Annotated in this window: 13 protein-coding genes; 9 read left to right on the forward strand and 4 right to left on the reverse strand. The window is 57.9% G+C overall.

The window, feature by feature from the left end; all coding sequences use genetic code 11:
* From ROS217_RS05885 to secB, 7 genes are all read left to right on the forward strand, one after another.
* A partial coding sequence (locus ROS217_RS05885) for a TRAP transporter substrate-binding protein (protein ID WP_009816768.1) occupies positions 1-829 on the forward strand: 829 nt, incomplete at its 5' end.
* Between the two features lie 58 nt (positions 830-887).
* Positions 888-1,448, forward strand: a complete 561-nt coding sequence (locus ROS217_RS05890) for a TRAP transporter small permease (RefSeq protein ID WP_009816769.1) — start codon at positions 888-890, stop codon at positions 1,446-1,448.
* Positions 1,438-2,742, forward strand: coding sequence for a TRAP transporter large permease (locus tag ROS217_RS05895; RefSeq protein WP_009816770.1), 1,305 nt, complete (start codon positions 1,438-1,440; stop codon positions 2,740-2,742). The genes ROS217_RS05890 and ROS217_RS05895 overlap by 11 nt, the downstream gene beginning before the upstream one ends.
* 56 nt (positions 2,743-2,798) lie before the next feature.
* Entirely contained in the window at positions 2,799-3,239 is a 441-nt protein-coding gene (locus tag ROS217_RS05900; RefSeq protein ID WP_009816771.1) for a winged helix DNA-binding protein, read from the forward strand.
* A gap of 155 nt (positions 3,240-3,394) precedes the next feature.
* Positions 3,395-4,165 carry a hypothetical protein gene (locus ROS217_RS05905; RefSeq protein WP_254656377.1) on the forward strand — a complete coding sequence of 257 codons (771 nt, stop codon included), beginning with the start codon at positions 3,395-3,397 and terminating at the stop codon, positions 4,163-4,165.
* A gap of 333 nt (positions 4,166-4,498) precedes the next feature.
* Positions 4,499-5,263 (forward strand): hypothetical protein, encoded by a 765-nt coding sequence (locus ROS217_RS05910; RefSeq protein WP_009816773.1) that lies wholly within the window; start codon positions 4,499-4,501, stop codon positions 5,261-5,263.
* Between the two features lie 56 nt (positions 5,264-5,319).
* Complete coding sequence (gene secB / locus ROS217_RS05915; RefSeq protein ID WP_009816774.1) at positions 5,320-5,814, forward strand: protein-export chaperone SecB; 495 nt, start codon at positions 5,320-5,322, stop codon at positions 5,812-5,814.
* Here secB and dnaQ read toward each other — a convergent pair.
* The 4 genes from dnaQ to ROS217_RS05935 are packed head-to-tail and all read right to left on the reverse strand — an operon-like array spanning position 5,811 to position 8,551.
* Entirely contained in the window at positions 5,811-6,506 is a 696-nt protein-coding gene (gene dnaQ / locus ROS217_RS05920; protein WP_009816775.1) for a DNA polymerase III subunit epsilon, read from the reverse strand. The genes secB and dnaQ overlap by 4 nt on opposite strands.
* Positions 6,499-7,110 (reverse strand): dephospho-CoA kinase, encoded by a 612-nt coding sequence (gene coaE / locus ROS217_RS05925; RefSeq protein ID WP_009816776.1) that lies wholly within the window; start codon positions 7,108-7,110, stop codon positions 6,499-6,501. Before coaE ends, dnaQ begins: the two co-directional genes overlap by 8 nt.
* Positions 7,107-7,955: a shikimate dehydrogenase gene (locus ROS217_RS05930; protein ID WP_009816777.1), complete on the reverse strand. Its 849-nt coding sequence runs from the start codon at positions 7,953-7,955 to the stop codon at positions 7,107-7,109. Before ROS217_RS05930 ends, coaE begins: the two co-directional genes overlap by 4 nt.
* Positions 7,952-8,551, reverse strand: a complete 600-nt coding sequence (locus ROS217_RS05935) for a Maf family protein (RefSeq protein WP_040651152.1) — start codon at positions 8,549-8,551, stop codon at positions 7,952-7,954. Before ROS217_RS05935 ends, ROS217_RS05930 begins: the two co-directional genes overlap by 4 nt.
* A gap of 419 nt (positions 8,552-8,970) precedes the next feature.
* Between ROS217_RS05935 and hemJ the strand changes: the two genes are divergently transcribed.
* Positions 8,971-9,420 carry a protoporphyrinogen oxidase HemJ gene (gene hemJ, locus ROS217_RS05940; RefSeq protein WP_040651154.1) on the forward strand — a complete coding sequence of 150 codons (450 nt, stop codon included), beginning with the start codon at positions 8,971-8,973 and terminating at the stop codon, positions 9,418-9,420.
* A gap of 123 nt (positions 9,421-9,543) precedes the next feature.
* The coding region (locus tag ROS217_RS24970; protein ID WP_198134869.1) for a Rho termination factor N-terminal domain-containing protein at positions 9,544-9,640 on the forward strand (97 nt) is incomplete at its 3' end.

Here is a 9,640-nt window from a genome sequence, read left to right on the forward strand (position 1 = left end):
TGCGACTGCGACCAATGGTGAGTTGACCATCACCGTCCATTCGGCGGGTTCGCTCTATGCCCATCCCGAGATCCGCGATTCCGTGCGCCGGGGTTTGGCGCCGATCGGCGAAATTCTGATGTCGCAGCTGGCCAATGAGGATGCGGTGTTCGGGGTCGATTCGGTGCCATTTCTGGCCGCGAGTTATGACGATGCCAAAAAGCTCTGGGATGCCTCGCGGGACGAGATCAGTGCCAAGCTGATGGAGCAGGGGTTGGTTCTGCTTTATACTGTGCCATGGCCGGGCCAAAGCCTCTATCTGACCGAAGAAGTGACGTCGGTTGAGCAGATGAAAGGTGTCAGTTTTCGCGCCTACAACACCGCGACAGAGCGGTTGGCGCAGTTGATGGGTGCCGTTCCGACCACAGTTGAGGCCGGGGATATCCCGACCGCTTTCTCGACCTCGCGCGTTGCGGCGATGATCACCTCGCCCTCGACCGGCGTGGCGTCGCAGGCCTGGGATTTTGTCAGCCATTATATCGATACGCAGGCTTGGCTGCCCAAGAACATGGTTTTTGTTAACGCCGAAGCGTTTGAAGCGCTGACCGAAGCGCAACAGCAGGCGCTCTTTGAAGCCTCTGCTATGGCCGAAGCGCGCGGGTGGCAGATGTCGATGGCAGAAACCGAAGAGAAAATCGCCATTCTCAAGGAAAATGGCATGCAGGTGTCGTCACCCTCTGCGGAACTGGCGCGTGAGCTGCGTGCGATCGGGGAAACCATGACGAAAGAGTGGAAGGCGAGCGCCGGCGATGCCGGAGAGGCAATCCTGTCCGCCTACACCGCGCGCTGAACGGCAGAGGCGCGGGCACGGTCCCGCGCCACCAATCACTGACAATGGGGGACTGCGGATGCTACGCGGGCTGCTTGACCGTATTTACGGCGCGGGATTTGTGCTGGCTGCCCTGTCGCTGGTGGCGATTTCTGTGCTGGTTCTGGTGCAGGTGCTGGGCCGGGTGATCGACAAGACTTTGCTGGCCCTTGGTCAAGAGCCGGTCGGTATCGCGATCACATCGCTTTCGGAGCTTGGGGGGTTCCTGTTTGTTGGTGCAGCGTTTCTTGCCTTGGCAGGCACATTGCGAGCTGGCGGACATGTGCGGGTGACGCTGTTGTCACAGTCTGTCCCACCCGGAATTGCCAAGTTTCTGGCTGCCGTGGCGCTAGTGCTCGCCCTTGGGCTCTGCGGCTTTGCGTTCTACAGCGCGGGCGTGCAGGCGTGGGATTCATGGACCTTTAACGCCGTGTCCTTTGGGATGGCAAAGTTTCCGCTCTGGGTGCCGCAGTCGGTCATGGTGCTGGGTCTGGGCCTATTCTGGCTGGCCCTCTGCGACGAGTTGGTCGCGGTATTGCGCGGGCGAGAGCCCGCATTCCAGCGCGCGGAAGACAAGAAAGGCGTTCAGGATGGGCATTGAAACTCTGTCTTTGATCCTGATGGTCGTGCTCTTTGGCGTTCTGGCGCTCGGTCTTTGGGTTGGGTTCGCTCTGATCGCCGTTGGGCTTGTTGCGATGACATTGGCCAGTTCTGCGCCTGCGGAGCTGGTGTTTGGCACCAAGGTCTGGGGCGCGCTCAACATCTGGGATCTGACGGCGCTGCCGATGTTCATCTGGATGGGTGAGATTCTGTTTCGCTCGCGGCTCTCGTCGGACATGTTTTCAGGCCTTGCGCCGCTGACCGGGCGGTTACCGGGTCGGTTGCTCCATGCCAATATCTTTGGCTGCGCGCTCTTTGCCGCCGTCTCGGGATCGTCCGCCGCCACGACGGCGACGGTTGGGCGCATGTCGGTGCCGGAGCTGACCAAGCGCGGCTATGATGATCGGATGATCATCGGCACACTGGCGGGATCGGGCACGTTTGGATTTCTCATTCCGCCCTCGATCATTCTGATCGTCTATGGGGCCGCGACGGAACAGAGCATCGCGCGGCTTTTTCTGGCCGGGATCGGACCTGGGATTCTGCTCGCGGCACTTTTCTCGGGCTATACGATGATCTGGGCGCTGATGAACCGGGCCCGCATGCTGGAACGTGAACCTGAGACGACATGGACCGAAAAGCTGCGCGCCATCACGCTCTTGGGTCCAACCATTCTGTTGATTGTCGCCGTGATCGGCTCGATTTACGCGGGCCTCGCTTCGCCCACGGAGGCGGCTGTTGTGGGCGTGCTTGGCGCGTTGATCCTCTCGGCCTTGGGTGGTTCACTTGATTGGCACAGCACGTGGGAGGCGCTGCGCGGGGCGACGATCACGACCTGCATGATTGCCTTTATCCTGGCGGGTGCAGCCTTTTTGACGGTCGCGATGGGCTATACCGGTATTCCGCGCGCGCTTGCGACATGGATTGGAGAACAGGGGTATTCGGCCAATCTGCTGCTTGCGGCGCTCGTGGTGTTCTTTGTTATCCTTGGCATGTTCCTAGACGGGATTTCCATTGTGGTGCTGACCACTTCGGTCATCCTGCCGATGGTTCTCGCGGCAGGGATTGATCCGATCTGGTTCGGCATTTTCCTTGTTCTGGTGGTCGAGATGAGCCAGATCACGCCGCCGGTGGGATTCAACCTCTTTGTGCTGCAATCCATCACCGGGCGCAGCATTTTCGAGATCGCGCGCTATGCCTTTCCCTTCTTTCTGCTCTTGGTTCTGGCCACCGCCATTCTGACCCTGTTTCCGGAGATTGCCCTATGGATTCCTCAGACAATGCTCGCCCGTTAGGGCCAGTCGTCTCATCTGCGCATCTGGCCAATTCAGGATTGCCGGAGCTTTCGGAGATGGAATTCGCGTTGACCATGGCAAACCATGCGTTTCAACGCTGGATGGTTCGCTGCATGACGGCGGCGGGGATGCCGGGTCTGACACCGCTGGAGGTTTTGATCGTGCATCTGGTGCATCACCGGGAGCGCGCCAAGAGCCTTGCCGATATTTGCCTCGTGCTCAATATCGAGGATACGCATCTGGTGAATTATGCCGTGAAAAAGATGGAAAAACAGGGGCTTGTCCGATCTGGCCGCAGCGGAAAGGAAAAGACCATCACCATCACCGAGGCAGGGCAAGAGTACTGCGCACAATATGCTCGGGTCCGAGAGGCACTGCTGGTGCGTTCTGTCCAACAGATGGGCGTGGACAAGGCGGAGATTTCCCGGCTTGCTGCGCTGCTGCGCGCGCTATCCGGCGGCTATGATCAAGCGGCACGCGGGGCGGCAGCGATTTGACACCTCTGCTGCACGCATTGGCGCGACACGGACGACTGGTGCTTGTGCTCGGGTTGATTGGGGGTGTTTTTGCTCCGGAATTCGCCGAATCCATGGCGCCCCTGATCTTTCCTATGGTCGTTTTTCTGTTGTTTCTCAGTACATTGAGAGTTGACGTGTTAGACGCCTTTCCGGGTTGGCGCGAGGTTCCGGGATATCTCGGGATTACGGTGGTCATGCAGGTGGTCATGCCTCTAGTGGCAATTGGTTTTTTGTGGGTGTCCGGTGGATTGGCCTCACTTCTGGGTATCGGTGTGGTGCTCGTCCTTGCAGCGGCACCGCTCACGGGCAGTCCCGGGCTAACGCTCATGGTCGGAGGGCATCCCGCTCCTGCTTTGCGGCAACTCATTGTTGGAACCATGCTTTTGCCGCTCACGGTGATCCCGGTATTCTGGTTGATGCCAGTCTTTGGCGCGCCCGAAGTGGTGGCAATGGCCGCTCTAAAGCTCTTGCTGGTGATCGCGCTGGCGGGGGGGGCGGGGCTCTTGCTCCGCAAACATGGGACGTTTTTTCGGACGGCGCATGGCGAAAAGGCAGTAGAAGGTGTGATCACAGCCGTGATGGCCTTCGTGGTCATTGGATTAATGTCGGCCGTTGGTCCGGCGCTCCGTGACTCGACCTCTAATGTCTGGGTGACGCTTGCGGTGGTCTGTGGCCTGAATTTTGGCGCACAGGTCGCTGTGTATCTAACTCTCACGCGACGCGGTCAGGGCGAGGCGGCACCGGCTATGGCCGTCATCGCCGGCAATCGCAACCTGGCGCTCTTTCTCGGGGCTTTGCCGCCAGAGACGGCGTCTGCCTTGCTGCTTTTCATCGGGTGTTATCAAGTGCCAATGTACCTCACTCCGCTGGTGATGGCACCGCTGCTGCGCAGAGATTCAGGCTAAGGGATGACGCATTTCGAATGGCGGGCGTGAGCAATCGCGACATCATTGTCGCCTCGCGCATCAGATTGGTGCGGTTTGTTCGGCAAACATCTGCCCGCATAGGTTCGTTCTTAATATCCACTTTAACATGTGCAGTCGGTTTGCTACCTTTGTCATGCGGCTGTGGTTTTGATTTTTATATCTCGTGGTTTCAATGTTTTGCGTAAGGTGTGCCTCCTTTGCGAGTATAGGGCTTGTGATGATCACATTTCCGTGTGACCGTTCTGCTGCTATCGTTGGTTGTGTTTCGCTAGGTCTTGAGTGAACCCACCAAATGAGAATGCCTTGAATAGAATGATTTCCAAACCGCGCTACGGAGCGCCGTATGAAACTGCAAAAAGCAACCGCAGTCATGTTTCGTATGGCGAAGGAAAGTCCAAGCCAAGCTTTGCTGTTCTGGTCCTTATGCTGAGTGTTGTGGTGGCAGCATTCACCTTTGCCGCTGGCGTCATTTTTGTCGGATCAGTCTGGTGGGCCGTCCTGATCGCCTATGCGAGTCAACTGAGCTTTGTCTTGCTGATGGTCGGAGGCTACTTTGTCTTGCAAACAGACCGGCGCTCCGCAGGGCGCGGTAATCCTACCGTGCCCGATGCATCCTATGACCGACTTATTGACACAGACCCTGCGGTTTGGATTTCCTATCAGCCAAAGCAAGAACGCCTGAATCGCGTGCGCCGCGTGGCGGTCAGCGCGGCGAGCGACAGGGATAGCCGCAAATGTTGTGAATGGCTGGCGGAATATGAGTGTGAAGTTCATCTCTGCTCGGACCACGACACCTTGATCGGCGATCTGACTGCGCGGCCGGAGAGATGGTCCCTGCTGATCATTGACGTCGATCACATTGGGGGGCCGGAGACCGTACTGCGAGAGCTGGAGTATATCCGGAGCGGTCTGGGCAGCCTTCCCATCCTTTTTCTAAGCGGTCGCCCGGAACAGGAAGTTCTTGGCGCAGTGATCCCGCGCGCTCAAAATCTGGTGGTGGCAAAGCCGTTCTTTCGCAAGTCATTGTTTGCGGCCTTAGAAAAGTTGAATCTGAAGACGGCGCGGGATCACCATTGAGGCAGAGCCGTGGTCCTGATAAGGGAAACCCGGCATAGTCCCATGAGGAGGTTTCCATGGCCGATCAGGAAAATGGTGCAGCACAGCAAGCGCCGCAGATGAAAATGAACATCCTGTCGCAATTTATCCGCGACATGTCCTTTGAGAATGTTTTGGCGCAGCGGGGCACCGGCGGAGACGTGCAGCCGGATGTGCAGGTGTCCGTCAATCTCGACGCCAAGAAACGCAGCGTTGAGCATCAGTATGAGGTGGTCGTCAAACTCAACATCAACTCCAGAAACAAGGCTGCGAATGAGGTTCTGTTCGTTCTGGAGCTGGAATATGTGGGTGTCTTCCACATCGAAGGCGTGCCGGATGATCAGTTGCATCCCTTCCTTTTGATCGAATGTCCACGGATGATCTTTCCCTTCATCCGCCGGATTGTCAGCGACGTGACACATGACGGTGGATTCCCGCCGCTGAACCTTGAAAATATTGATTTCGTTCAGCTTTATCGTGGGGAAATCGCGCGCCGTCAGGCACAGGCAGCTGCACCCAAAGCTGACGCCTAAGAGGATTTGCGCCAGAGAGCGGCTTCGCCCATCCTGGCCACAAAGGCCTGATGGGCGGCGGCCTCAGACTCGGTCAGACGCGGCGCGAGTGGGGTAGGTCTTGGATGGGGTCGCCAGACGTCGGGTTCAGTCATGTCACTAGATCTGGTGGATGACGTGCTTGAGAGTGCGAAATCTGGTTGACGCCCTCCGATCAGTTCGAGGTAAACCTCTGCCAGAATTTCTGAGTCGAGCAGCGCGCCGTGCAGGGTGCGTGCGGAATTATCTATTTGAAACCGGCGACATAGCGCATCCAGAGAGGCGGGGGAGCCGGGAAATTTCTGGCGCGCGATGGCGAGGGTGTCGATGGCCTGCTCCCAAGGGAGATGCGGCAGTTTGAGCCAGCCCAATTCAGCGTTGAGAAACTTCATATCAAAGGCGGCGTTGTGAATGACCAGCTTGGCATCCAACACGAAATCCAGAAATTCCTGAGCGATTTCAGCGAATAAGGGCTTGTTGCGGAGAAAATCATCGCCCAGGCCATGCACGGCAAAGGCTGCTTCGGGCATGGCGCGCTGTGGGTTGATGTATTTGTGAAACGTGCGGCCCGTAGGCATGTGATTGTAAAGCTCTACAGCGCCGATCTCGACAATGCGATCGCCAGATTCTGGTTCAAAACCAGTGGTTTCCGTGTCCAGGACGATTTCACGCATGGGGGGTCTTTCGTCTGATATCTGCCAACACAGCCTGCACCTGTTGACGGGCGGATTCAAGGGTGTCGGTTTCGATCACATAATCGGCGCGGGCACGTTTTTCGGTATCAGGCATTTGTTTTTGAACGATAGTCTCGAACTGAGCCTCAGTCATCGTGCCCCGCTCAAGAACCCGAGCGCGCTGCACCTCCGGTGGGGCCGAGACAACGACCGTGGCGTCCATACCGCGGTCAGCCCCTGTTTCGAACAGAAGAGGGATGTCGAGCACGAGGATCGGAGTACACTTTGTACCTTGTGTCCCCTGATTGTGTACAAACTCGGCGCGGTCCTGCGCGACAAGCGGATGCACGATCCGTTCGATCCGGGCGAGCGCATCCGGGTCGCGGGATATGATCGCTTTCAGGCGGGTCCGGGACACGGCGCCGTCCTGGATTGCGTCGGGGAAGGCGGCGGCGAATGCCGCGACTGCCGCGCCGCCGGGCGCATAAAGGCGGTGAACGGCGGCATCGGCATCCCAGACTGCGCAGCCCTCTGCTGCGAAGAGTTGTGCCGTCGTGGATTTGCCCATGCCGATAGAGCCGGTCAGGCCAATAAGAAAGGTCATCGCAAGACGGCGGCGCGTGTGGCGCTGTCGACGGTGGGGCGGACCCCAAACCACCGCTCGAACGCTGGCACCGCCTGATGCAAGAGCATGCCGAGGCCATCGACCGTCACACATCCCATTTGCTCGGCCTCAATCAGAAACCGCGTCTTGAGCGGCGCATAAACGAGGTCCGTCACGAGCGCGCCGCGTCGCAGGCCATCGAGCGGCACACGCAGCGGGGGTTTGCCGATCATGCCGAGTGACGTGGTATTGATCACTGTCGCCGCCTCTTCCAGCATATTGCCGGCCTGCACCCAATCGACCACCGTCAGGCGTTTGCCAAACTCGGATTGCAGCGACTCGGCGCGAATGCGGGTTCGGTTGGAGATCAGGATCTCGGGCACGCCGACGTCGAGCAGCGACGCCACGACGGCGCGTGCTGCCCCACCAGCCCCCAAGACCGCCGCCGGGCCAGCGTTTGGCTGCCAGTTGGGGGCATTCTGGCGGAGGTTCTGGATGAAGCCATAGCCATCGGTATTGTCGGCGTGGATCTTGCCATCCTTGCGGAAAATGAGCGTGTTGGCGGCACCGATCAATGTGGCGCGATCCGTGACGAGATCCGCCAGATCGAGCGCGCGTTCCTTGTGCGGGACGGTGATATTGACGCCCACGAACCCCAATTTGGGCAAGGTTCGTAACACATCCGCCAAATCCGGGCCCGAGACATCCATTGGAATATAATAGCCTGCAATGCCATTCGCCCTGAGCCAGTGGCCGTGCAGTTGCGGCGATTTGGAATGGGCGATGGGGGACCCGATCACGCCCGCCAACGGAATCCTGGCCAAAGGCTTCTTATCATCGCTCATTGTTGGAGGTCTCCTCGAAGGGTGAGAAAGGATAGAAGGTCGAGCAGCGGCAGGCCGAGCACGGTAAAATAGTCCCCTTCCACGCGGGAAAACAGCCGCAGGCCTTCGGCCTCGAGCTTATAGGCTCCGACACAGTCTGCGATATCCGGCCAATTGCGCGCCATATAGCCGTCGAGCCATGCGTCGGAAAAGGGCCGAACCGTCATCCGCGCCAGTCCAACATACCGCCAGAGGGGACGCCCGTCCTGACAGATCACAACGGCAGACAGAAGGTCGTGGCGTTTGCCCTGCATGGCACGCAATTGCGCGCGCGCCTCATCGGCGGTTTGCGGTTTTGAGAGCAATTGCCCCTGAAGATCAAGCACCTGGTCGCATCCAATGACCAAGGCTGCGGGATGTTTGGCGCTGACCTTGGTTGCCTTGAGTTCCGCCAAGGCATCGGCGATGTCCCGCGGCGACATGGTCTCGGCCATGAGGGCGATGCGCACGGTGTCTTCGTCGACGCGGGGGGCGACACAGTCGAAGGCGAGGCCTGCATTGCGCAGCAAGGTCTGTCGGATGGCGGACCCCGAGGCCAGAATGATCGGTGCGCTCATGTGGATAACCTGCTGCATAACGTTAGGGGTTTCTTAGGAACAATTAAGGTGAAAATCCATCCCATCTGTGATGCGGGGGAAAACTCGGGGTATCCGGGAAGACTCGCGGCAGTCTGTCCCCTGTGGGAAAGGATAACTGCGGGATGGGGATGGCGGTGAGGCGCAGAAAGTTATCCCGAGATGATAAGATGATTCCAGTGTCGATTGTTTATTTGTAAGCGACTGATCTAAATATGTAATACTGAGATAAATCCATTTTCGTTTCTCGGGTTCTGAAATTCGCCAACAGAGTTATCCACCTGTGCATGGGTCTGTGGAGAGCATAATGATCCACAGATTTCACGCTCCCTTCATCACACTACATCCTTTCTAATCTATCTATTAATATTTAAGAGCATCAGGACGGAATGGAGCATTGCATGTCTGATCTCTTGAGTATGACCTATCCATGGATCAAAGCGTTTCATATCATGTCGGTGATTGCATGGATGGCGGGTCTGTTCTATTTGCCGCGGCTGTTTGTATATCATACCGAACAGTCGCAGCCGGGTGATAGCCGGGATTCGGTGTTTCAGGTCATGGAATACAAGCTCTTGCGGTTCATCATGACGCCCTCAATGATCGCGACCTGGGTTTTTGGTCTTTTCCTCGTGATGACCCCGGGGATCGTGGATTGGGGATCGGTGTGGCCCTACACGAAACTTGGAGGGCTCCTTGTGATGACCTGGTTTCATATGTGGCTGAGCGCACGGCGCAAAGAGTTTGCGCGGGGCGCCAATACGCGCACCGGGCGTCAGCATCGGATCATGAATGAGGTGCCGACGCTGGCGATGGTGGTGATCGTGCTGTCGGTTGTGGTCAAGTTCTGAGTCAGATTGACGAATGGGGCGGAGTTGCCTATGTAGGCGGTGGGCCACCGTCCTGGTGGCTTTTGAATTCCCATCAATGACTGAGAGATGCATCCGGTATCGGGTGTCACCATAGGAATTATCATGTCCGAAGACCGTTTGAACCTCGCTGACCTCAAGGCGATGACCGCCAAGGAGCTGTTGACGATCGCCGAAGAGTTGGAGATCGAAAACGCGTCGA

It is taken from the genome of Roseovarius sp. 217 (genome assembly GCF_000152845.1).
Taxonomy (GTDB): Bacteria; Pseudomonadota; Alphaproteobacteria; order Rhodobacterales; family Rhodobacteraceae; genus Roseovarius.